Genomic DNA, 21,419 nt, shown 5'->3' with positions numbered 1-21,419 from the left:
TCAATCCTGCCCCTTCCGAGCGGATCTCGCCGAAGATGGCACGATGGGGCGGTGGCAGACAGCAACGCATCCCTCGTCGGGACCAAGGTGACCGCCACCCTGCACACGTCGCAGGGTGACATCCGCATCGATCTGTTCCCGGACCACGCGCCCAAGACGGTCGCGAACTTCGTCGGGCTCGCCGAGGGCTCCAAGGAGTACGGCAAGGAGAACGCCAGTGGCGGGAAGTCGGGCCCGTTCTACGACGGCTCGATCTTCCACCGCGTCATCGAAGGTTTCATGCTGCAGGGCGGCGACCCGACCGGCACCGGCCGCGGCGGCCCCGGTTACGAGTTCGCCGACGAGTTCCACCCGGAACTGCAGTTCAACCGGCCCTACCTGCTGGCCATGGCCAACGCGGGCGCCAACACCAACGGGTCCCAGTTCTTCATCACGGTGGCCCCGACCACCTGGCTCAACTTCAAGCACACGATCTTCGGTGAGGTGGCCGACCAGGAGTCGCGCACCGTGGTGGACGCGATCGGCAACACCGCGACCAACCCCGGTGACAAGCCGGTCACCGACGTCGTGATCACCAAGGTCACCATCGAGCGCTAGGTGACCCCACCACACCAGTCCGACCCGGGGACGCAGGCGGGCCTGCCCGCCTGCGTCCGCCACCCCGACCGGCTCACCGGGTTGAGCTGCACGCGCTGTGGTCGGCCCGCCTGTCCCGAGTGCCTCGTCGAGGCATCGGTCGGCTTCCACTGCGTCGACTGTGTGAACGCCGGACGTCAGGTCCGGTTGCAGCCGACGACGGTGGCCGGTGCCCGGCTGGAGAGCAAGCCGGTGCTGGTCCCCGCTCTGATCGCGATCAACGTCGTGGTCTTCGTGATCACCGCGCTGGTGGCGAAGGACCCCATCAACAACGACAGCTCCACGTTGTTCCACGAGCTGTCCGAGTTCCCCCCGCTGGTCGCCGACGGCGAGTGGTGGCGGGTGCTGACCAGCGGTTTCCTGCACTTCGGGCCCATCCACCTCGCGGTCAACATGGTCGCGTTGTGGTTCCTGCGGGACATGGAACTGCTGCTGGGCCGCGGCCGGTTCGCGATCGTCTACCTGCTGTCGCTGCTCGGCGGCAGCGCGGCGCCGTACGTCTTCGGTGACCTGCGGGTCGAGGGCGCTGGCGCGTCCGGGGCCATCTACGGCCTGCTGGGCGGCTTGATCGTGGCGGTGCTGCGGCTCAAGCAGGACAAGCACGCGCTGATGAACGTGTTCGGCGTGCTCGCGGTGAACCTGGCGATCAGCGTGACCGTCCCGGGCGTGTCGCTGCTCGCGCACCTCGGCGGTCTCGCCGTCGGCGCGGCGGTGACCTTCGGGATGATCTACGCGCCCCCGCAGCAGCGGCGGACGTGGCAGGTCAGCACCGTGGTCCTGGTGACCGCGGCGCTCATCGGGCTCTACGCCGTCCGCACGGCGCAGATCCTGGACTGGCTCTACCCGGTCTAGCCGCGCGGGCGCCCGGGACTCAGGTGCGCAGGCGCAGCAGGTGCTCGACCACGTCCTGCGGGTCGGCACCGAGGTCGAGGCGGCCGAGCAGGACCAGGTCCGGTTCGGCCGCGTTGTCCGCGTCGAGTTCGACGGCGCTGGACTCGCGGCCGAGCCTGCGGGTGTGCACCAGGCGCACGTTCACCTCGCCCCAGCTCCACTGCTTGCTGCCGCGTACCCCCCGGAGGGTGATACCCCGGGCGTCCGCGGTCAGCCGGGGCCTGCGCAGGGTTGCGAGCAGCGCGAAGACCCCGAGCAGTCCCGCTGCCGCGATGAGCAGCAGCGCACCCCTCGGGTCGTCGACCAGGGCGGCGACCAGCGCGGAAGCAGCCGCCAGCAGCCAGCCGACGGCCACCACCTTGGGCTCGGGAGCCCACTGCGCCGACCTGTCCTCAGGTGTCACGGGCATTCATCCACAGTAGTTATCCACATTGGGGACTACTTACATCCGTGTGGTTCAGTGACTGTCCGCTGAATGGAGCAGTCCCCGTCGCCCAGCGTGGTGATAGCCGGGCGGGGGACCCGTGACCGCCGTGCGTCGGCTCAGCGCCACCGCATGGTCATCAGCAAACCGGAGATCATCAGGGCGAACCCGATGGCGAAGTTCCAGTTGCCGAGGTCGGTCATGAATGGGATCTTCTCGCCTGCGATGTAGTTCACGACCAGCCAGGCGAGGCCCAGCACCATGATGCCGAGCATCACGGCGATGTAGATCGGGTGTGACGGCCCAGCCTGCTTCACCTTCACAGGCGTGCGACGGTCGGCCGGTGGGGTGTACGCGGCCTTCTTGCGGACCTTGGACTTCGGCATGCTGTCCTCGCCTGACGTGGTGCGGTCGGGTGCGGGCGTGCTCGTGTTGGGACGACTCCCGCCGGTGCAACACGTTAACGTAGCTGAGCAGGTCGGCGAATCACCAGTCGCCAACGATGTTCGGATCCGCAGGCCGGAAGGAGCCTCGCGTGACAACGCTCGACACCGGTGGCCCGCCTGCCGGCGACCTCGACAGCCCCGACGAGCCGCCCGCGCGGCCGGACCGGGTGCGCTCCGCGGTCCGCGGGATCGGCGAGTTGCTGATCACCGCCGGGCTGGTCGTGCTGCTGTTCGTGGTCTACGAGGTCTACGTGACCGACATCGTTTCCGCAGGTAAGCAGCGTGAGGCGACCTCGCAGCTGGACACCGAGTGGAACGACGAGGCCCCTGCGGCACCGGAGCAGCAGCGGGTCGAGCGCTTCGACGGCCTCGGTGAGGGCGCCGGGTTCGCCAAGATGCACATCCCCTCCTTCGGCGCCGACTACGCGTTCACCGTCATCGAGGGCACCACCGAGCGCTCCCTGGAGATCGGGCCCGGCCACTACAAGGGCACCGCGTACCCGGGCGAGCCGGGCAACTTCGCCGTCGCCGGGCACCGGGTCGGCAAGGGCGCCCCGTTCAACGACATCGACCTGCTGGGCTCCTGCGACGCGATCGTGGTCGAGACCAGGTTCAACTGGTTCGTCTACCGCATGCTGCCCAAGAAGGACGAGGTCGACGGCTGGGCGGCGGGCAAGGGCACCGACCCGCGCTGCCAGGGCGTGGCCCCCCTCGGCGGCCCGTACACCGGCCTGGTCGGCCAGCAGATCGTCAACCCCAGCCAGGGCACCGTCATCGCCCCCATCCCCGGCCAGGCGGGCGGCGCCCCCAGCGTCGGCGAACGCGCCACCCTGATGACCCTGACGACCTGCCACCCCCGCTTCTCCGACCGCCAACGCCTCATCGTCCACGCCGTCCTGGTCAAGCAGTGGGCGAAGGACCCGACCAAGCCCGGCGAGACGCCACCCGAGTTGAAGGAGACCAGCTGATGTACGGGTGGATCTGGCGGCACCTCCCCGGCCCCACCGCCGTCCGGGTGCTGACCGCCGTCGTCCTGGTCGCCGGTGTGATCGCCCTGCTGATGCTGGTCGTCTTCCCGTGGGTCGAGCCCAAGCTGCCGTTCAACCAGGTCACCACCCAGTGAGTCGGTGGCGGCCCCCAGGGGGACCGCCACCCTCCTCTACGCGACGTGGCCGATCAGGTGGCTCCACTGCCCCGGTTGCCCGGCGTTGAGCACGGCGAGCAGGTCCACCAGGGTGCTGCTGAAGTCTCCCGGCTCGATCCTGCGGGCGACGCCCTCGCCGACCGTCCAGTACCGGTTGTCGAGGGTGACCAACGGCGTGCCCTGTTCCGGGTAGTAGCGGACGTGGTCGTACGGACCCCCACTGCCCGCGTTGTCCAGAGCGGCTTGGTCGACGTTGACCGCAGGCCGCTCACCGCCCACGGCCGCCCAGTTCGACACGTAGATCGGTGCACCGCCCGCGAAGGTGTAGACCTGCCCGGTAGCGGTACCGCGCACGAACGTCTGGTCGGCTGGGTTGTAACGGATGTGGTTCCACTTGCCACCTCTACCCGCGTTCTGGATGGCCACCTGGTCCACGTCGGTGGTCGGTTGTGGTCCGCCGAAGGCTGTCCAGGTCGATACGTACACGGGCGCGCCGCCCGCGATCCGGTAGACGTAGCCGGTGGCGGTTCCTCGGATGAAGGTTCCGTCGGTGGGGTACTCGGGGAGCGTGAGCAGTTGGGCGTGGCTGATGTCCACGTACGGCTGCTGCCCGCCGAAGGCGGCCCAGGCCGAGACGTAGATGGGTGCCCCGCCCGCGATGCGGTAGACGCTGCCCTCGCCGACGTCGCGGATGAAGGTGCCGTCGGGTAGGGGTTGGGTGGTTGTTGTCGCCGTTGCGGGTCCTGGTGCGGTGATGAGCGCTGCGACCGCCAGCAGCAAGACGGCTCTGCGTCTTCCCAGTGCTCTGAACACACTTCCTCCTCGGGAGTTGTTCCACTGGGGTGATCGCCGTGGGCGGGTTCGCGTGTACCCGGCGGTGGGGAGTTCAGTCGGATGGCTCGGCGGTGATCACTGGCCGTCGATATGTCGGGCGCGGGGGGCGCGGTCGGGCGGGTAGGTTGGCCCGCATGCGCGTTCTCGTGGTCGACAACTACGACAGCTTCGTCTACAACCTCGTGCAGTACCTGGCGCAGTTGGGTGCTGAGTGCGAGGTCTGGCGCAACGACGCGGCGGAGTTGGGGCGGGCCGATGTGCTCGACGGGTTCGACGCGGTTCTGGTGAGTCCTGGGCCCAGTACGCCGGAGCGGGCGGGGCGCAGTGTCGAGGTGGTGCGGCGGTGCGCCGACGCGGGGACGCCGCTGTTGGGGGTGTGCCTGGGGCACCAGGCGATCGCGGTGGCGTGGGGGGCGACCGTGGCGCAGGCGCCGGAGTTGTTGCACGGGAAGACGAGCCAGGTGCGGCACAACGGGGGTGGGGTGCTCAGCGGCCTGCCGGACCCGTTCACCGCGACGCGCTACCACTCGTTGTCGATCGTGCCGGACACCATCCCGGACGACTTCGAGGTCACCGGGCGGACCGAGAGCGGCATCGTGATGGCGATGCGGCACCGGGAGTTGCCGGTGCACGGCGTGCAGTTCCACCCCGAGTCGGTGCTCACCGACGGCGGCCACCGGATGCTGGCCAACTTCCTCGCCGACGCGGGCTTCGAGGTGCCCCCGGCGCGGGTCGACGAACTGGAGCGTGGCATGCGCGAGCTGACCAAGGCGCTCAGCTAGGAAACGGCAAAGGCCCCCACCGGTGAGCCGGTGGGGGCCTTTGCCGTGTGGCTACCTGGTCGGGAAGGTCGGGATCGTCGGCGTGTTGCGCGCCTTGCCGATCCGCACCCCGATCGTGGTGTCCTTGCCGATCTTGTCGCCCGCCTGCTGCTGCTGGTCGACGATCTTGCCGACCTGGTCGGGGTCGTTGGTCGGCTCGTCGATCACGTTGAACTGGCCGGACCAGCCGCGCTGGCGCAGCAGGGCCTCGGCCTCGGCGCGGGTCTTGCCCTCCAGGTCGGGCATCTCGATGTCGACCTTGTCGCCCTTGGAGACGCTCAGGGTGATCGTGGTGCCCTTGCGCGCCTTGCCGCCCTTGGGCGCCTGGTCGACGACCTCGCCCGCCGGGCGGTCCGAGGACACGTCCTTGCGCTGCGGCACGAAGCCCGCCGCGGTGAGGTTCTTCGACGCCGTGTCGTAGTCCTGGCCGACCAGGTTGGTCACCTCGACGGTGTCGGGGCCCTTGCCGACCACCAGCTTGACCTGGGTGCCGGGGTTGACCTGCTGGCCGACCGGCGGGCTGGTCTCGACGACCTTGCCGATCTGCTTCTCGTCGTCGACCTCGACCTCGTCGACGGCCGCGGCCACCCCGAGCTTGGCGTCCTGCAGGATCTTCTTGGCCTCGTCCTGGGTCTTGCCAGCCACGTCCGGCACGGCGACCTTGCCGGGCGCGGTGCCGATCTTCAGCGTGATCCGGTCGCCCTTGCGCACCTGGGCGCCCGCGGCCGGTGCGGTGTCGACGACCTTGCCGATGTCGTCGGCGGTGCACGGACCCGGTTGGCCGTCGGCGGTCTGCTCGCAGGCGACCGCCTCGCGGACCACCTGCAGGCCCTGGTTGGCCAGGGTCGCGTTGGCCTGCGCCTCGACCTGCTTGCGCACGTCGGGCAGCGCGAACGAGTCGGCGGTCGCGGGTTTGTCCTTGCCGCTGAGCAACAGGAACAGCAGCGCGATCAGTGCGGCGACGACGAGGGCGACGAGCACGATCAGCCACGTCTTGCGCCGTTTGCGCGCGCGGTCGTCCTCGGCGTCGTAGGCGTTGTAATCGTCGTAGTCGTCCGAGAGCACCTCGGGCCGGTGGCGGCCGCGCACCTCGGGCTGCCGGTTCTGGCCCAGCACCGCGGTGCGGTCCTCGTCGGTCATCACCATCGGTGCCGCGGGGCGCTGGCCGGAGAGCACGCGCACGATGTCGGTGCGCATCTCGGCCGCGGACTGGTACCGGTTCGCGGCGCCCTTGGACATCGCCTTGAGCACGATCGCGTCCAGCTGCGGGCTGACCCTCGGGTTCAGCGCCGACGGCGGCCGCGGGTCCTCGCGCACGTGCTGGTAGGCCACGGCGACCGGCGAGTCACCGGTGAACGGCGGCTCACCGGTGAGCAGCTCGAAGAGCACGCAGCCGGTGGCGTAGACGTCCGAGCGGTTGTCCACGGTCTCGCCGCGGGCCTGCTCGGGGGACAGGTACTGGGCGGTGCCGATCACCGCGGAGGTCTGGGTGACCGCGACCTGGCCGTCGGCGAGCGCGCGGGCGATGCCGAAGTCCATCACCTTCACCGCGCCGGAGCGGGTGATCATCACGTTCGCGGGCTTGACGTCGCGGTGCACGATGCCGTGCCGGTGGCTGAAGTCCAGCGCGGCGCAGACGTCGGCCATGATCTCCATGGCGCGCTGACCGGGCAGCGGTCCCTCGGACTTGACGATGTCGCGCAGCGTCCGCCCGTCCACGTACTCCATGACGATGTAGGGCAGCGGCCCGGTCTCGATGCGGGTCTCGCCGGTGTCGTACACGGCCACGATCGCCGGGTGGTTGAGCGCGGCGGCGTTCTGCGCCTCGCGGCGGAACCGCTCCTGGAACTGCGGGTCGCGGGCGAGGTCCTGGCGGAGCACCTTCACCGCGACCTCGCGGCTGAGCCGGACGTCGCGGCCGCGGTGGACCTCGGACATGCCGCCGTAACCGATCGTCTCACCGATCTCGTAGCGGTTCGAGAGCAGTCGCGGTGTGGTCATCGGTGCGTTGCCCCGCTCCTAGTCAATGTCCTGTCCCATCATGCCTGCTGTGGCGACCATCGTCGTCCGGTCGTCGCTCATCCCGCGGGTCCGTTCTGCCTGCACCTGATTGTGACTGGCGCGCCGCGCGGGACCCGGCCCACTGGCGAGACTTCGACAACCAGGCAGCCGGTCGGGTCCTGCGGCACGAGCCCGTCCTCGGTGAGCACCATGGGTGACGCGCCGAGCCTGGTCAACTCCGCGGCCACCTCGTCGGCGGGCCGCTTGGCGTACCGGGTGGGGATGATGGTGACCGTGTCGTCGTCCTCGCCCTCGGTGGGACGCGGGGTGCGCGAGGTGGGTTGCTGCCCCGCGGGTGGTCCGCCGGGTTCCTCGCTGTCGTCGGGCACGACCGCGGTGGTGGTGCGGGGTGCCTGCTCGCCGGGCCGTTCCTCGGGCCCGTCCGAGCTGAAGATCGCGGGGAGGCCGATCGCCAGCGCGACGATCAACGCGATCGCCAGCACCACGATGGCCACCCATAAGCCGCCCCGGCCGGAGCGCTGCGGGGGTGGCCGCATCGCGAAACCGGTCGAGTTCGGGTGTCCCGGCGGTGGCACCACCGGGTGCAGGCCGGGGTGGGTGCCGGTCGGTGGGGTGCGCAGGCCGTGCCGCTGGGCGGCCATGGCGTACCCGGCGGGCGCGGGCAACGGGCGGCCCGCGCGGATGGCGGACACCGCGGCGGCGAACTCGCCACCGCTGCCGTACCGCTGCCGGGGGTCCTTCACCAGGGTCGCCTCGATCACCGCGCGCGCGCCGGGCGGGATGTCCGGCGGCAGCGGCGGCGGGATGTCGCGGATGTGCATCATCGCGACCGTCACCGCGTTCTCCGACAGGAACGGCCTGCGCCCGGTCAGGCACTCGTAGCCGACCACGGCGAGGGAGTACACGTCGCTGGCGGGTTCGGCCTCGTGCCCGAGCGCCTGCTCGGGGGCGATGTAGTGCGCGGTGCCCATGACCATGCCGGAGCGGGTGACCGGTGCCGCGTCGGCCGCCTTCGCGATGCCGAAGTCGGTCAGCTTCACCACGCCGGTCGGGGTGATCAGGATGTTGCCCGGCTTCACGTCGCGGTGCACGTACCCGCGTTCGTGCGCGGCTTGGAGCGCGTGCCCGGCCTGTTCGAGGATGTCGAGGGTGCGCTCGGCGCCGATCCGGCCCTCCTTGGCCAGGATCGCCGCGAGCGGGTCGCCCTCGACCAGTTCCATCACCAGGTACGCGGTGTCCTGCGGGCCGTCGACGATGGACGCGGTCTCGCCGTAGTCGTGCACGGAGGCGATGCCGGGGTGGTTGATGGACGCGGTCGTGCGCGCCTCGGTGCGGAAGCGGTGCAGGAACTCGGCGTCCCCGCACAGCTCCGGCTTGAGCACCTTGACCGCGACGTTGCGGTCGAGCCGGGTGTCGGCGGCCTCCCACACCTCGCCCATGCCGCCGACCGCGATCCGGCGGGCGAGCCGGTAGCGGTCGGCGAGCAGTTGGCCCGAGGTGAACACGGCTCAGCCACCGCCAAGCGCGGCGGCGATGGTGGCCCTGCCGATCGCGGCGGACAGCTTGCCGCCGGTCGCGGCCACGTCCTGGCTCTCCACGACGACGGCGATGGCGATCTTCGGGTCGTCGGCTGGCGCGAAGGCCACGTACCAGGCGAACGGCGGGGTGTTCTTCGGGTCGTTGCCGGTCTCGGCGGTGCCGGTCTTGGACGCGATGGTCAGCCCGTCGCGCTTGCCGTCGCCGCCGGTCTTGGCCTCGGAGGCGACCATCATGTCGCGCAGTTGCCCGGCGGCGTCGCGGGACATGGCCCGGCCGAGGCTGTCGGTGTCGAGCCGGGAGATCTCCGAGAGGTCCGGCGCGAGCACCGACTTGACCAGCTGCGGCCGCATCCGCTCGCCGCCGTTGGCGATGGTGGCCACGATCTGCGCGTTCTGCAGCGGGCTGAGCCGCACGTCGCGCTGGCCGATGCCGGTCTGCATCAGCGCGGCCTTGTCGCCGACGCTCATGCACGCGGTGGACGGGCCGATGCACGACTGCTCGACGCGCATCGGGACGGCCAGGTCGGACTCGCCGATGCCGAACGCGGCCGCCTGCTCGCTGACCTTGCCGGGACCGAGGTCACTGGCCAGCTGCGCGAAGGCGGTGTTGCACGACAACGAGAGCGCGACCTCCATGGTCACCCCGTTCGGGGTGCCGTTGCAGAAGCCGCGGTTGTAGTTGCGCAGCTCGGAACCGCCGACCTGGAGCCGGTCGGTCGAGGTGACCTGGTCCTCCTTGGACTTGCCGTCCTCGAGCGCGGCGGCGGCGATGACGAGCTTGAACGTCGAGCCCGGCGCGTAGGTCTCCGAGATGGCCCGGTTCAGCATCGGCTTGCGCTTGTCGGCGTTGTAGTCCTTCCACGCCTTCTCCTGCGCGACGCCGTCGTGCGCGGAGAGCGTGTTCGGGTCGTAGGACGGGGTGCTGACCATGGCCAGGATCTCGCCGGTCTTCGGGTTGAGCGCCACCACCGAGCCGGCGAACCCGGCCTTGGCCATCGCGTCGTAGGCGGCGGTCTGCGCGGCCGGGTTGATGGTCAGCTCGATGTTGCCGCCGCGCGGGTCGCGACCGGTGATCAGGTCGGACAGGCGGCGCACGAACAGCCGGTCGTCGGAGCCGTTGAGGATCTGGTCCTCGGCGCGCTCCAGCCCGCCCGCGCCGTAGCGCACCGAGTAGAAGCCGGTGACGGGGGCGAAGGTAGGGCCGGCGGTGTACTGGCGCAGGTAGCGCAACCGGTCGTTGGTCGGCAGAACGGTGGCCAGCATCTGGGCCTGGTTGTTGGCGCCCCTCGCGAGGATCTTGCCGCGCTCGCGGGAGTACTCCTCCAGCAGGACGCGCTGGTTGCGCGGGTCCTCGCGGTAGTCGTCGGCCTTGATGATCTGGATGTAGGTGGCGTTGGCCAGCAGCAGGATGATCATGCCGAGCATGGCGAGGCCGACCCGGCGCAGCGGGGTGTTCATGTCGGCCGCTCCACCATCACCGTGTGCGCCTCCGCGATGGGGGCCTGGGGCACCGGCCGCGGCCTGGCGCCGGTCTGCGGCCTGCGCGCGGCGTCGGAGATCCGCAGCAGCAGCGCGATCAGCACGTAGTTGGCCAGCAGCGAGGAACCCCCGTAGGACAGGAACGGCGCGGTGATGCCGGTCATCGGGATGAGCTTGGTGACGCCGCCGACGACCACGAACACCTGCATGATCAGCAGGAAGGACAACCCGCCACCGAGCAGCTTGCCGAAGGTGTCGCGCACGGCGAGCGCGCTGCGCATGCCGCGCAGCGCCAGCACGGTGTAGACCAGCAGCAGCGCGGCGAGCCCGATGAAGCCGAGCTCCTCGCCGATCGCGGCCGCGATGAAGTCGGTGTTGGCCAGCGGCACCAGTTCCGGGCGGCCCGCGCCGAGGCCGGTGCCGCCCACCCCGCCGGTGCCGAGCCCGAACAGCGCCTGCGCGATCTGGTAGCCGCCGCCCGCGTCGGCGTAGGTCGCCAGCGGGTCGAACCAGTTCGCCACGCGCTGCTGCACGTGGGTGAACAGGTTGTAGGCGACGATCGCGCCGCCGACGAACAGCGTGAGGCCGAGCACGACCCACACGGCGCGCTCGGTGGCGACGTAGAGCATCACCAGGATCGTGCCGAAGAACAGCAGCGAGGTGCCGAGGTCCTTCTGGAACACCAGGACGCCGAGCGAGACCGCCCACGCCAGCACGACCGGCCCGAGGTCGCGCGCCCGCGGCAGGTCCACCCCGAGCACCCGGCGACCGGCCGCCATGAACAGGTCGCGTTTGGACACCAGGAACGCGGCGAAGAACACCAGCAGCAGGATCTTGGCGAACTCACCCGGCTGCAGCGAGAACGGACCTGCCTTGAGCCAGATCTTCGCGCCGTTGATCGTCGGGGCGATGACGCTGGGCAGGAACGCGGGCAGTGCCAACAGGACCAGCCCGACCAAGCCGAAGGTGTAGCTGTACTTGGTGAGCGTGCGGTGGTCCTTGACCACGATCAGCACGGCGAGGAACAGCGCCAACGCGACCGTGGTCCACAGGATCTGCTTGGGCACGTCGTTGTTGATCTCCCGGCCCGCGCGCAGCGCCTTCTCGGTCATCGCCAGGTCGATCCGGTAGATCATCACCAGGCCCAGGCCGTTGAGCAGCGCGACGCAGGGCAGGATCAGCGGGTCCGCGTACGGCGCGAACCGCCGCACCGCCACGTGCGCGATGCCGAACAGGCCGAGGAACGCCAGCCCGTACCAGAAGATGCGCAGGGTGAGCTGCTGCTCCTGGTTGGCCTCGACGAGCATCAGCGCGGCGGAGACCACGAAGGCGGCGAACCCGAGCAGCAGCAGCTCGGTGCCGCGCCTGGTCGGCGCCGCGGCGTCGGTGCCTGCGCTGCTCTGCCCGGCCGCCGGACCACCCGCGCCCTGGACCGGAGATCCCATCAGCCGCCGCCCTTGTCCTCGTCCCGCGGGTTGCGGCAGTTGACCCCCGGTCGCGGCTCGACCTGCTCGGACGTCTGCGCCGAACTCGTACCCGGCAGCGTCGGCGTGGTCGTGGTCGTGGTGACCTGGTCGGAGGTCGGCACCAGCGGTGTCGTCGTGCTGGTCAGCTGACCCGGCTGGGTGCCGGGCTCCGTGGTCGGCGTCGGCGTGCTCGGCGAGGTCACCAGGGAGTCGCAGTCGGGCAGGCCGAACTTGCTGCGCAGCCCGCGCACGAACTCCCGCGCCTCGACGATGTTGCCGAAGGTGTTGTTGCCGTTGCGGACTTCTTCCTTGCCGAACTGCTCGAGGTCGTCGACGTAGAACTTGTCGCACGTGGCCACGTTCGGGTCGCAGGAGCCCTGCAGCTGGCTGTTGAGGGACAGGCCGAGCACGCTGCCGCGCACCCCCTGGAAGATCGCGATCTCCCCGCCGTCGCCCTCACCGACGAAGTACTGGTTGTTCACCCAGATCCTGGCGGCCACCGCGCCTGCGCCCAGCAGCACGAGCAGCAGCAGGAGCCCGACCACCAGCCGCACCCGCTTGCGCCGCTTGACCTTCGGGTCCGGCGGCGGGGGCTGCTCGACCTTCCTCGGCTCCGGCCGGGGGGTGGTCATCGCGCTCGCCCGCGAGGCGGCCGAGTCCGGTGGCGGCGTCTCGTCCGAGCCGTTGCCCGCGGCGCCGCCGACGATGGGGTGGTTGTCCCCGTAGTCCACGTCGACCACGTCGGCGATGATCACCGTCACGTTGTCCGGACCACCGCCGCGCAGCGCGAGCTCGATCATCCGGTCCGCGCACTCCTGCGGGTCCGGGATCTGGATCGCCTCGGACAGCGTCTCGTGGCTCACCGGACCGGACAGCCCGTCCGAGCACAGCAGGTACCGGTCGCCGGGGCGCGCCTCGCGCACCGTCAGCGTCGGCTCCACCTCGTGCCCGGTCAGCGCCTTGAGCAGCAGCGAGCGCTGCGGGTGCGTCGCGGCCTCGTCCTCGGTGATGCGACCCTCGTCGATCAGCGACTGGACGAAGGTGTCGTCGTGGGTGATCTGCGTGAACTGGCCGTTGCGGCGCAGGTACACCCGGGAGTCCCCGACGTGCACCAGCCCGATCCGGTTGCCCGCGAACAGGATCGCCGACAGCGTCGTGCCCATCCCGTCGAGGTCGGGGTCGCTGGCCACCAGTTCGGCGATCGCGCCGTTGCCCGCGAGCGTCGCCTCCCGCAGCTGCCCGAGCAGGTCCTCGCTCGGTTCGTCGTCGTCGAGCGGCGCGAGGGCGGCGATCACCACCTTGCTGGCGACCTCACCGGCGACGTGGCCGCCCATCCCGTCGGCCAAGGAGAGCAGGCGTGGGCCCGCGTACACGGAGTCCTGGTTGTTGGAACGCACCAGGCCCCGGTCGCTGCGGGCCGCGTAACGAAGAACAAGGGTCATGAGCGCAGCTCGATCACCGTCTTGCCGATACGGATCGGGACACCAAGTGGCACCCGGAGGGGTTGGGTGACCTTAGCCCGGTCCAGGTAGGTCCCGTTCGTCGAGCCCAGGTCTTCCACGTACCAGTCCGTCCCGCGCAGCGACAACCTCGCGTGCCTGGTCGAGGCGTAGTCGTCGTCGAGCACCAGGGTCGAGTCGTCCGCCCGCCCCATCATGATCGGCCGTCCGTCGAGGGTGATCCGCGTCCCCGCCAACGCCCCGTGCGTCACCACCAGTTGTCTCGGCGCCTTCCCGCGCATCTTCGCCGCGGTCGACTTCCGGAAGCCGGGCACCGCGACACGCAACCCCGACGCGGCGTAGAGGTCCGAACGGACCACCCGCAACGCGGCGAGCACGAACAGCCAGAGCAGGGCAAGGAACCCCGCTCTGGTCAGCTGCATCACCAACTCAGGCACTTGTTGCGACCGCTCGCTTCCTAGGGGGTGTCCACGTCAGAGCCGCGGCCACACGGGATGGCCACAGCGCACAGTGTCCAACTCGACGTGAGGACTGCCCAGGGTGACCCCCGGACAGCCCTCGGTGAGACGTCTGGCCGACCTCGCTGAAGAGGACGTCTGCCGACCTCGTTCGTTGCCTCGCGCGACTCGGGCTTCCCCGACCCGAGGGCGCCCGACCACCGGACGAGCGCCTGGCGCGACCGCGTCAGCCCTGGGTGCGGAACACCAGCGACGAGTGGCCGATCCGCACCACGTCGCCGTCGGCGAGCTGCCAGGTCTGCACCGGCGTCCCGTTGACCGTCGTCCCGTTGGTCGACCCGAGGTCGGCCAGGGTCGCGCTCTGCCCGTCCCAGGTGATCTCCAGGTGCCTGCGCGACACCCCGGTGTCCGGCAGCCGGAAGTCCGCGTCCTGGCCCCGGCCGACGACGTTGCCGCCCTGCTTCAGCGAGTAGTTGCGGTTCGAGCCGTCGTCGAGCTGCAGGCTCGCCGACAGCTGCCGCGGACCGGTCTGCACCGCGGGCGGCGCGTACCCGCCCTGCTGGCCGTACGGGTCCTGTCCGTACCCACCCTGCTGCTGCTGGCCGTAGCCCTGGTCGTAGCCACCCTGCTGCTGCCCGTAACCGGGCTGCTGCTGGCCGTAACCCTGGTCGTACCCACCCTGCTGGCCGTAACCCTGGTCATACCCACCCTGCTGCTGCCCGTAACCCGGCTGCTGCTGGCCGTAACCCTGGTCGTAACCGGCCTGCTGCTGCCCGTAACCTGGCTGCTGCTGCTGGCCGTAGCCCTGGTCATAGCCACCCTGCTGCTGCTGGCCATAACCCTGGTCGTAGCCGCCGCCCTGCTGGGGCTGCTGCTGGCCGTAGCCTTGACCGTAGTTGGGATCGTTGCCGTACTGGCCCTGGCCGTACCCGTATTGCTGCTGTCCGTACGGGTCGCCATCAGGCGCCTGGCCGTAGCCGGGGGGCTGGCTCATGGATCGGTCTCCTGCGTTGCGGGGTTGTGCCGGCCGTCTGCCTGCCTGGTGGCCTGCACCGCCGCCGGAAGGACTGGCCTTCACGTCGGGGTCGACGGTCGAGCGGGTTCGGAACTGTCCGGTGTGCAGCGCGTCGGAGCGCTCCAAGGAGACTACGACGTCTCCGTAGGTATCCCATCCGTGCTCGGTGAGATGCTCGGCCACGCAGTCCGCCAACAGTGCCCTCATGCGGTCCTCGTCACCAGCGAAGTTCTGGTGGTCGGCAGGACCCAACTGCACCACGTAGTGGTTGGGAGCCAACAACCGACCACCCGCCAACTCGCGGATGTTGTCCTCGCTCTCGCGCTGCAGTGCCTGCGCGACCTCCTGCGGCACCACGTTGCCACCGAACACGCGCGCGAAAGTGCTGCCCACGACGTCCTCCAGCTTGCGGTTCAACCGCTGGCCGATGCCCATGGGACCTCCTTCCCGCCCGTGCTCCTGGACCGATCGTATCCGGGCGCGCCATGCAGGACACGGGTATGTGCGAACCGGGTTTTCGACCGTGCTAGTGTTCTCCACGTCCCGCAGGGGGCAACACCACTCGGGCGAGTGGCGGAATGGCAGACGCGCACGGTTCAGGTCCGTGTGTCCGAAAGGACGTGAGGGTTCAACTCCCTCCTCGCCCACGACCGACGGCCGATCTGTGTCCACGGAGAGCGTGGACCGGGTCGGTCGTCATTGTATCTGGGGGGCGACCCCCCAGGCCCCCACGGTGCGGTGGTGGAGTTGGTGGGAGCGCGGGGGGCCAACGGGGGCGCGTAGTGCGAGGGGCGAGCGCGTAGCGGGGTGGGGGCCTGGCGGACGTAGCTGGGCTCGCTTGGCCTTCGGCCGTCGCATCGGAACTAGGGGGGACCGACTCAGGCTTCGCCTGTCGCGGTCGTGGGTCAGGTACCCACAAAATACGTCTGTTCTTTGGGTTTCCTGAACAAATTGTTTCCTCAACGAGGTTTTCGGGGGAGGAAGATCAAATTGTGGGGGAACTCAGGGTGGGGGGTGTTCGTTGGGGGACTGTGGGTAGTTGAGGTGGGTGGGGGGTTGGGTGGGGGTCACCCGGACGGCCGCATAGTTGGGGTGAAGTCGGGATGTCGGTCGTCGACCGGTTACCGACCGTCTGGCGCCGCCGGTCGCAGGAGGGCGGTTCTGGGGTCTTAAACGTCCGTGCCGAACTGGTACTCAATTGAAGTACCGATTCGAACACCTCGTCAGCCCGGCAGCGGGCAGGCGGCGGGGTGGCAGCGAAGGGCGGAAGTTCGTGACCGGCATTCCTGGGCGCACTGCGGTAACCGAGAGCCTGAAGGCACTGCCCGCGCAGCTGACGCCGCCGGTGGAGCTGCCCGCCGGGGTGCACGAGCTCGCCGTCGCCGCCGCCGCGGCGCTCGGCTGGGACGGGACGGTGCTGCCGGAGATGACGCTGCACGGCCGCCGCGTGTGCCTGGTCGTCGACCTCAAGGCCGATGTGCACGCCGAACGGATCTGCCTGGGCCAGGAACCGGTCACCGACCGCGCGAGCGTGTCCACTTGGGCGTGGCCCGAGCTCAACGGCCGGGTCCCCGAGCCTGCCGTCCGCATCGTCGGCGCGATCGCCGTCGCCCGCCACTGGCGCACCGGCCTGGCGAACGCGGTTCCCTTCCTGCGCTACGGCGACACCGCGATGGTCCTGCCCACCTCCGCGGTCCTCACCCACGACTACCTCGCCAACTGCCTGCCCCGTTCCCGTGCCTACGGCGTCGCCATCGTCAGCGCCGAGCCGGACGCCAAGGTCGAGCTCGACCTCCCCGGCCGCCAGGACCGCGCCTACCCCGAGGTCGACGCCCTCTACCGCTGGGTGAGCGAACTGGCCTACGACCAGATCCTCGACGGCGCGGCAGCCACCAGCTGATCGCTATAGGGTCGGTCCCATGCGGCTGGTGATCGCGGGCGGACACGGCAAGATCGCGTTGGTGCTGACCAGGCTCGCCGCCGATCGCGGCGACACGGTCATCGGGGTCGTGCGCAACCCCGACCACGTCGACGACATCCGCGCCCACGGCGGCGACGGTGTCGTGCTCGACTTGGAAACCGCGACGGTGGAACAGGTGGCGGCCGTGCTCGCCGGTGCGGACGCGGTGGTGTTCGCCGCGGGCGCCGGTCCCGGTAGTGGCATCCCGCGCAAGGACAGCGTCGACCGCGGTGCCGCCGCGTTGACGGCGGAGGCCGCGCAGATCGCGCAAGTGCGGCGATACGTGCAGATCAGCGCCATGGGCTTGGACCGCGGCTCGGCCGACGATGTGTTCTCCGCCTACCTGGCCGCGAAGGACGCCGCCGAGCGGGACCTGCGGGCCCGCGATCTCGACTGGACGATCGTCCGACCGGGCAGGCTCAGCGACGACGCGCCCACCGGCCGCGTGTCGCTCGGCGCCGCCACCGCACCGGGTGTGGTGAGCCGCGCGGATGTCGCCGCCGTGCTGGTGGCGGTGTTGGACGAGCCGCGCAGCGCGGGGTTGACCCTGGAACTCGTCGGCGGTGACGTGCCGGTCGTCGAGTCCGTCGCGGCCGTCGTCAGCTGATCGGGCCGAGAACCCTGTCGGTGTAAGGGTTTCGGAAGATCCCGTCCGGGTCTACTTCGGAGCGGATGCGGGCGAAGTCGTCGAACCTCGGGTATAGGTCGCGGAGCTTCTCGGCGTCGAGGGTGTGCATCTTGCCCCAGTGCGGGCGGCCGCCGACGGAGGCGGCGATGGACTCGAAGAGGGCGAAGTAGTCGCGGTACGGCATGCCCCGGTACTGGTGGACGGCGATGTACGCCGAGTCGCGGTCGTGGGCGGTGGAGAGCCAGATGTCGTCGCGGGCGGCGACGCGGACCTCGACCGGGAATATGACCGGGTCGGCGAGTTGGGGGACGCGGGCGCGGAGTTCGGCGAGGACCTCCGCAAGTGCCTCGCGGGGGATCGCGTACTCCGATTCGACGAACCGGACTCGTCTGCTTGTCACGAAAACCTTGTGCGACACATCGCTGTAAGAGCGGGGAGATAGCACTGACGCCGAGAGCTTGCTCAGTGGTCTAACCAATTGCGGTACGAACCGGCCGATCTTGCACAAAGCGCCGAAGGCGCCGTTCTCCAGCACTTCGTACTCGAAGAACTGGCGCACCGGGCCGAGCGGTCGGGGGAGAGCGCCGACCGGTAGGCGGTTGTTGCGCTTGGTGAGTGCTTTCCGCCCGTACGGGAACCAGTAGAACTCGAAGTGGTCGTTGTCCGCGCAGTTCTGGTCCAGCTGCTCCAGCACCTGCTCCAGCGGCTCCGGCCGCTCGGCGGCGGCCAGCACGAACGCCGGTTCGGTGCGCAGCGTGACCGTGCTGATCACACCGAGTGCGCCGAGGCTGATCCTGGCCGCGGCGAACAACTCCGGCCGCTCGGTCGCCGAGCAGCGGACCGCCGACCCGTTCGCCAGCACCAGTTCCAGGGCGCTGACCTGGGTCGCGATCCCGCCGAGCCGGGCGCCGGTGCCGTGCGTGCCGGTGGAGATCGCGCCGGAGACGGTCTGCGCGTCGATGTCGCCGAGGTTGGCCATGGCCCGGCCGCGCCGGTCGAGTTCGGTGTTCAGCTCGGCGAGCGTCGTGCCGGACCGGACGGTCACGTCGGCACCGTCGGCGGAGACGACCCCGGTCCAGTGCGAGAGGTCCAGCGCGACGCCGTGCGCGGCGGCCGCCGCGGTGAACGAGTGGCCGCTGCCCCGCGCCCGCACGGTCAGGCCGCGGTCGGCCGCCGAGGTGATCGCCGCGCTGATCTCGGTGACGTCGGCGGGGGAGCGGATCTCGGTCGCCGTCGCCGTCTCGGTGCCCGCCCAGTTTCGCCAGGCCGGCGGGGTGTTCTGTGCCATCGCACCTCCCAGTGCCGCACGCTAAGTGAATCCATTTCACATTTCAAGATCGGATGCCGTACGGTTGTCCGGTGCGCCTCTCCCGCGACTCACTCGACTCCGCCACCGAGCACCTCGACCTCCCGCTCGCGGTGGTCGACCTGGCCGCGTTCGACGCCAACGCCGCCGACCTGGTCCGCCGCGCGGGCGGCCGCCCGATCAGGGTGGCCAGCAAGTCGGTGCGGTGCCGCGCGCTGCTGGAACGGGTCCTGCACCGCCCCGGGTTCGCCGGGGTGATGAGCTACGCGCTGCCGGAGGCGCTGTGGCTGACCCGGGTGTGGGCGGGCACCGACCTCGCGGACACCGACATCCTGGTCGCCTACCCGACCGCGGACCACTCGGCGCTGCGCGCGCTCGCCGCCGACGACACCGCCCGCCGCCTGGTCTCGCTGACCGTCGACTCGGTCGAGCACCTCGACCTCATCGACGCCGCGCTCGGCGCCGACCACCCGGAGATCCGGCTCTGCCTGGAACTCGACGTGTCGTGGCGACCGGTGCGCGGCAGTGACAAGGTCCACATCGGCGCGCGCCGCTCGCCGGTGTTCACCCCTGAGCAGGCCGCTGACCTGGCCGCGGCGATCGAAGCGCGGCCGGGGTTCCGGCTGGTCGGGCTCATGGGCTACGAGGGCCAGATCGCCGGGATGGGCGACGCGCCCTCGGGCAAGCCGCTGCTCGGCAGGGTGTTGCGCTGGGTGCAGCGGGGGTCTGCGCGGGAGTTGACCACCCGGCGGGCGGCGGCCGTCGCCGCGGTGAACGCGGTGCGGCAGTTGGAGTTCGTCAACGGTGGCGGCACGGGGAGCATCGAGCTCACCCGGCAGGACGCGTCGGTCACGGAGATCGCCGCCGGTTCCGGGTTGATCGGCCCCGGCCTGTTCGACCACTACAGCCGGTTCACCCCGAGCCCGGCGGTGCTGTTCGCGGTCCCGGTCGTGCGCCGCCCCGCTCCCGGTATCGCCACCCTGCTCGGCGGCGGCTACCTGGCCTCCGGCCCGGCGAACCGGGACCGGCTCCCGGTGCCGCACCTGCCGGAAGGACTACGCCTGTTGACGATGGAGGGTGCAGGCGAGGTGCAGACCCCGGTGTCGGGCGCCGGGGTCGATCAACTGCGCATAGGGGATCGGGTCTGGTTCCGCCACGCCAAGGCGGGTGAACTCGCCGAACGGTTCGCCGAGTACCACCTCGTCGACGGGGAGCGCGTGGTCCGGGCGCTCCCCACCTACCGCGGCGAGGGTCACAGCTTCGGTTGACCGTCCTGCCCGGCCGCCTTGATCTGACCGGACAGGTAGCTGCGCACCACCATCTTCGCCTCGGCGATCACCGCGGCCTCGGGGAACAGCTTGCGCCGGAACGCCAGGTTCAGTATCCCGTCGGCGATCTCGTTGGCGACCGCGACCGGCAGCCGGATGTCCTCGAACGGGATGGCGAACCGGTCGGCCAGGAACGAGGCCAGGTTCTCCGCGATCACCGTGTTGTTGTCCCGCTCGCCGTCGATCAGCCGCAGGTCGACCACGTCACCGAACCGGATCCGGCTGAACCCCGGCACCTCGCGGTACATCCGCACGTAGCTGTCGAAGATCAGGTCGGCGCCGTCCCACCAGTGCTCGAGGTGCGCCTCGTCGAGCCTGCGGCCGATCTCGGTCATGAAGTGGTCCAGGTTGCGCTGGGTCAGCGCCTGCACGACCGCCCGTTTGTCCGGGAAGAACTGGTAGAGCGACCCGACCGCGACACCGGCGCGTTCGGCGATCAGTGTGGTGGTCACCCCGTCGTAGCCGAGTTCGTCGACCAGCTCCGCACAGGACTCCAGCATCCGTTGCACCCGCTTGGCACTGCGCTGCTGCACGGGCTGGCGGCGGAGTGGGGTAGGGCTTGCCACAGCGTCTCCTCCTGGATCGCAGACGTTCATCTTGCCCGTCCAACGACTGAGGGAGACGCGCGAAATGGCCTCGGGCCCACTTCTGAGAGCGAGTTTCGGTACTACCGACGGGTAATACCCGAGTGGAGCCGCGGACCGGTGCCGGTCGGGGACGCAGGAAAGCACATCAGCACCGGTCCGCGGAGTGCGTGGGGCGGTCGGACCCGCCCGGGATAGACGGTCTGGGCTCCGCGGCGTCCGGGGGAACGGCGGAACCCAGACCGCCTGCCTAGCGCGCGCTCGCGGTGAGGCGGCGCGACTTGCGCGTGCCGCCCTCTGCCTTGCGGCGCGTGGTGTGCTGGGGCGCGAGCCCCCCGGCGACCAGGTGTTCGTAGGCGGCGCGCCACACCGAGCACGGCGCCTTCTGCTGGCGCCACCGGCTCGAACAGGTGGGGCAGTTGCCCTTGGCGTCCGGCTCGTGCGCGGTCAGCATCGACCGCCAGCCCTCGGTCAGCCGCGGCAGCTCGGAGCGGGCGACGGACAGCAACGACGGGGCGTCGGCCCGCTTCGCCAGTTCGGTGAGCATGTCCAGCCGCTCCCAGACGGCGCTGCGCAGGACCTGGCCGAGTATCTCGTCCACCTCAACGTCACCGTTACCTTTCCGCCTGCTCGGCGGCTTCGCGGAGGGCGTCGCGCAGTTGGCCGAGTTGGCCACTGGAGAGCACCGCCGTCTCACCGGGTGGCCCGACCAGGACCACCTTGTTCTTCTCCACCAGCACGGTCAGGCACCGGTCGCGGTTGATCACGTCACCGCACGCGATCCGCCACACCCTGCGCTCACCGACGAAGCCGTGCAGCTCGCCGCGGAAGTCCCGGCGCCCGTCGGGGGGACCGTCGAGGTGGTGTTCCGCCCGCCTCGGCTGCGGTGCCACCAGTGGGCTCGGAGCCGACCTGAGCAGTTCCACGTTCCCGGTTTCCCTCCGTGCTCGTACGCTTACAACGAACTACATTGATGCGT

22 protein-coding genes and 1 tRNA gene are annotated in these 21,419 nt (G+C 70.3%); 9 read left to right on the top strand and 14 right to left on the bottom strand.

What is annotated here, in order from left to right; translation table 11 throughout:
- The first annotated feature begins 51 nt into the window (after positions 1–51).
- Complete coding sequence (locus CLV68_RS03385; protein ID WP_246009651.1) at positions 52–597, top strand: peptidylprolyl isomerase; 546 nt, start codon at positions 52–54, stop codon at positions 595–597.
- Entirely contained in the window at positions 598–1,488 is an 891-nt protein-coding gene (locus CLV68_RS03380) for a rhomboid family intramembrane serine protease (protein ID WP_121389120.1), read from the top strand. It begins immediately after the preceding gene.
- Positions 1,489–1,507: 19 nt separating this feature from the next.
- Here the strand turns inward: CLV68_RS03380 and CLV68_RS03375 are convergent, their stop codons facing one another.
- Positions 1,508–1,936 carry a PH domain-containing protein gene (locus CLV68_RS03375; RefSeq protein WP_121389119.1) on the bottom strand — a complete coding sequence of 143 codons (429 nt, stop codon included), beginning with the start codon at positions 1,934–1,936 and terminating at the stop codon, positions 1,508–1,510.
- Between the two features lie 134 nt (positions 1,937–2,070).
- Complete coding sequence (crgA, locus tag CLV68_RS03370; RefSeq protein ID WP_092787136.1) at positions 2,071–2,337, bottom strand: cell division protein CrgA; 267 nt, start codon at positions 2,335–2,337, stop codon at positions 2,071–2,073.
- Between the two features lie 149 nt (positions 2,338–2,486).
- On the opposite strand from crgA, the gene CLV68_RS03365 reads away from it, so the two are divergent.
- Together CLV68_RS03365 and CLV68_RS33650 are read left to right on the top strand one after the other, a co-directional pair.
- The gene (locus tag CLV68_RS03365; protein ID WP_246009650.1) at positions 2,487–3,365 is read left to right on the top strand and encodes a class E sortase; all 879 of its coding nucleotides are present in this window, start codon (positions 2,487–2,489) and stop codon (positions 3,363–3,365) included.
- Entirely contained in the window at positions 3,365–3,520 is a 156-nt protein-coding gene (locus CLV68_RS33650; RefSeq protein WP_092787132.1) for a hypothetical protein, read from the top strand. Before CLV68_RS03365 ends, CLV68_RS33650 begins: the two co-directional genes overlap by 1 nt.
- Before the next feature lie 36 nt (positions 3,521–3,556).
- On the opposite strand, the gene CLV68_RS03360 is transcribed toward CLV68_RS33650, so the two are convergent.
- Positions 3,557–4,354: a hypothetical protein gene (locus CLV68_RS03360; RefSeq protein ID WP_147459867.1), complete on the bottom strand. Its 798-nt coding sequence runs from the start codon at positions 4,352–4,354 to the stop codon at positions 3,557–3,559.
- Between the two features lie 155 nt (positions 4,355–4,509).
- Here CLV68_RS03360 and CLV68_RS03355 point away from each other — a divergent pair, with 155 nt between their 5' ends.
- The gene (locus tag CLV68_RS03355) at positions 4,510–5,157 is read left to right on the top strand and encodes an aminodeoxychorismate/anthranilate synthase component II (protein WP_121389116.1); all 648 of its coding nucleotides are present in this window, start codon (positions 4,510–4,512) and stop codon (positions 5,155–5,157) included.
- A gap of 51 nt (positions 5,158–5,208) precedes the next feature.
- On the opposite strand, the gene pknB is transcribed toward CLV68_RS03355, so the two are convergent.
- From pknB to CLV68_RS03320, 7 genes are all read right to left on the bottom strand, one after another.
- Positions 5,209–7,197 carry a Stk1 family PASTA domain-containing Ser/Thr kinase gene (pknB, locus tag CLV68_RS03350; RefSeq protein ID WP_121389115.1) on the bottom strand — a complete coding sequence of 663 codons (1,989 nt, stop codon included), beginning with the start codon at positions 7,195–7,197 and terminating at the stop codon, positions 5,209–5,211.
- A 77-nt stretch (positions 7,198–7,274) separates the two neighbouring features.
- Positions 7,275–8,723, bottom strand: coding sequence for a protein kinase domain-containing protein (locus tag CLV68_RS03345; protein WP_121389114.1), 1,449 nt, complete (start codon positions 8,721–8,723; stop codon positions 7,275–7,277).
- A 3-nt stretch (positions 8,724–8,726) separates the two neighbouring features.
- Positions 8,727–10,214: a peptidoglycan D,D-transpeptidase FtsI family protein gene (locus CLV68_RS03340; protein ID WP_121389113.1), complete on the bottom strand. Its 1,488-nt coding sequence runs from the start codon at positions 10,212–10,214 to the stop codon at positions 8,727–8,729.
- The gene (locus CLV68_RS03335) at positions 10,211–11,680 is read right to left on the bottom strand and encodes an FtsW/RodA/SpoVE family cell cycle protein (protein ID WP_121389112.1); all 1,470 of its coding nucleotides are present in this window, start codon (positions 11,678–11,680) and stop codon (positions 10,211–10,213) included. Before CLV68_RS03335 ends, CLV68_RS03340 begins: the two co-directional genes overlap by 4 nt.
- Positions 11,680–13,143, bottom strand: coding sequence for a PP2C family protein-serine/threonine phosphatase (locus tag CLV68_RS03330; RefSeq protein WP_121389111.1), 1,464 nt, complete (start codon positions 13,141–13,143; stop codon positions 11,680–11,682). The genes CLV68_RS03335 and CLV68_RS03330 overlap by 1 nt, the downstream gene beginning before the upstream one ends.
- Positions 13,140–13,598, bottom strand: coding sequence for an FHA domain-containing protein FhaB/FipA (locus tag CLV68_RS03325; protein WP_092787118.1), 459 nt, complete (start codon positions 13,596–13,598; stop codon positions 13,140–13,142). The genes CLV68_RS03330 and CLV68_RS03325 overlap by 4 nt, the downstream gene beginning before the upstream one ends.
- Before the next feature lie 247 nt (positions 13,599–13,845).
- The gene (locus CLV68_RS03320) at positions 13,846–15,069 is read right to left on the bottom strand and encodes an FHA domain-containing protein (RefSeq protein WP_121389110.1); all 1,224 of its coding nucleotides are present in this window, start codon (positions 15,067–15,069) and stop codon (positions 13,846–13,848) included.
- A 129-nt stretch (positions 15,070–15,198) separates the two neighbouring features.
- Here CLV68_RS03320 and CLV68_RS03315 point away from each other — a divergent pair.
- From CLV68_RS03315 to CLV68_RS03305, 3 genes are all read left to right on the top strand, one after another.
- Positions 15,199–15,281, top strand: a tRNA-Leu gene (locus CLV68_RS03315).
- Between the two features lie 626 nt (positions 15,282–15,907).
- Complete coding sequence (locus CLV68_RS03310; RefSeq protein WP_092787162.1) at positions 15,908–16,534, top strand: hypothetical protein; 627 nt, start codon at positions 15,908–15,910, stop codon at positions 16,532–16,534.
- Between the two features lie 19 nt (positions 16,535–16,553).
- Complete coding sequence (locus CLV68_RS03305; RefSeq protein WP_121389109.1) at positions 16,554–17,201, top strand: SDR family oxidoreductase; 648 nt, start codon at positions 16,554–16,556, stop codon at positions 17,199–17,201.
- Here the strand turns inward: CLV68_RS03305 and CLV68_RS03300 are convergent.
- Positions 17,194–18,510: a D-arabinono-1,4-lactone oxidase gene (locus tag CLV68_RS03300; RefSeq protein WP_121389108.1), complete on the bottom strand. Its 1,317-nt coding sequence runs from the start codon at positions 18,508–18,510 to the stop codon at positions 17,194–17,196. The two genes, CLV68_RS03305 and CLV68_RS03300, sit on opposite strands and share 8 nt — an antisense overlap.
- Positions 18,511–18,563: 53 nt before the next feature.
- Here CLV68_RS03300 and CLV68_RS03295 point away from each other — a divergent pair, with 53 nt between their 5' ends.
- Positions 18,564–19,796 (top strand): amino acid deaminase/aldolase, encoded by a 1,233-nt coding sequence (locus tag CLV68_RS03295; protein ID WP_121389107.1) that lies wholly within the window; start codon positions 18,564–18,566, stop codon positions 19,794–19,796.
- On the opposite strand, the gene CLV68_RS03290 is transcribed toward CLV68_RS03295, so the two are convergent.
- The 3 genes from CLV68_RS03290 to CLV68_RS03280 form a co-directional block, all read right to left on the bottom strand.
- On the bottom strand, positions 19,781–20,422 hold the full coding sequence (locus CLV68_RS03290) for a TetR/AcrR family transcriptional regulator (RefSeq protein ID WP_246009649.1): 642 nt from the start codon (positions 20,420–20,422) through the stop codon (positions 19,781–19,783). The two genes, CLV68_RS03295 and CLV68_RS03290, sit on opposite strands and share 16 nt — an antisense overlap.
- A gap of 268 nt (positions 20,423–20,690) precedes the next feature.
- Positions 20,691–21,041: a hypothetical protein gene (locus tag CLV68_RS03285; RefSeq protein ID WP_092787106.1), complete on the bottom strand. Its 351-nt coding sequence runs from the start codon at positions 21,039–21,041 to the stop codon at positions 20,691–20,693.
- Between the two features lie 13 nt (positions 21,042–21,054).
- Positions 21,055–21,366: a hypothetical protein gene (locus tag CLV68_RS03280; protein ID WP_246009648.1), complete on the bottom strand. Its 312-nt coding sequence runs from the start codon at positions 21,364–21,366 to the stop codon at positions 21,055–21,057.
- Positions 21,367–21,419: the final 53 nt, after the last annotated feature.

This window comes from Actinokineospora cianjurensis, assembly GCF_003663795.1.
In the GTDB taxonomy this organism is placed as follows: Bacteria; Actinomycetota; Actinomycetes; order Mycobacteriales; family Pseudonocardiaceae; genus Actinokineospora; species Actinokineospora terrae.
This window is presented reverse-complemented; position numbering and strand designations above follow the sequence as displayed.

Coding starts and splice junctions, on each gene's coding strand:
- CLV68_RS03295 (WP_121389107.1), top strand. CDS start 18,564: ATGCCGTACGGTTGTCCGGTGCGCCTCTCCCGCGACTCACTCGACTCC.
- CLV68_RS03375 (WP_121389119.1), bottom strand. CDS start 1,936: ATGCCCGTGACACCTGAGGACAGGTCGGCGCAGTGGGCTCCCGAGCCC.
- pknB (WP_121389115.1), bottom strand. CDS start 7,197: ATGACCACACCGCGACTGCTCTCGAACCGCTACGAGATCGGTGAGACG.
- CLV68_RS03330 (WP_121389111.1), bottom strand. CDS start 13,143: ATGACCCTTGTTCTTCGTTACGCGGCCCGCAGCGACCGGGGCCTGGTG.
- CLV68_RS33650 (WP_092787132.1), top strand. CDS start 3,365: ATGTACGGGTGGATCTGGCGGCACCTCCCCGGCCCCACCGCCGTCCGG.
- CLV68_RS03355 (WP_121389116.1), top strand. CDS start 4,510: ATGCGCGTTCTCGTGGTCGACAACTACGACAGCTTCGTCTACAACCTC.
- CLV68_RS03300 (WP_121389108.1), bottom strand. CDS start 18,510: ATGGCACAGAACACCCCGCCGGCCTGGCGAAACTGGGCGGGCACCGAG.
- CLV68_RS03320 (WP_121389110.1), bottom strand. CDS start 15,069: ATGGGCATCGGCCAGCGGTTGAACCGCAAGCTGGAGGACGTCGTGGGC.
- CLV68_RS03305 (WP_121389109.1), top strand. CDS start 16,554: ATGCGGCTGGTGATCGCGGGCGGACACGGCAAGATCGCGTTGGTGCTG.
- CLV68_RS03340 (WP_121389113.1), bottom strand. CDS start 10,214: ATGAACACCCCGCTGCGCCGGGTCGGCCTCGCCATGCTCGGCATGATC.
- crgA (WP_092787136.1), bottom strand. CDS start 2,337: ATGCCGAAGTCCAAGGTCCGCAAGAAGGCCGCGTACACCCCACCGGCC.
- CLV68_RS03335 (WP_121389112.1), bottom strand. CDS start 11,680: ATGGGATCTCCGGTCCAGGGCGCGGGTGGTCCGGCGGCCGGGCAGAGC.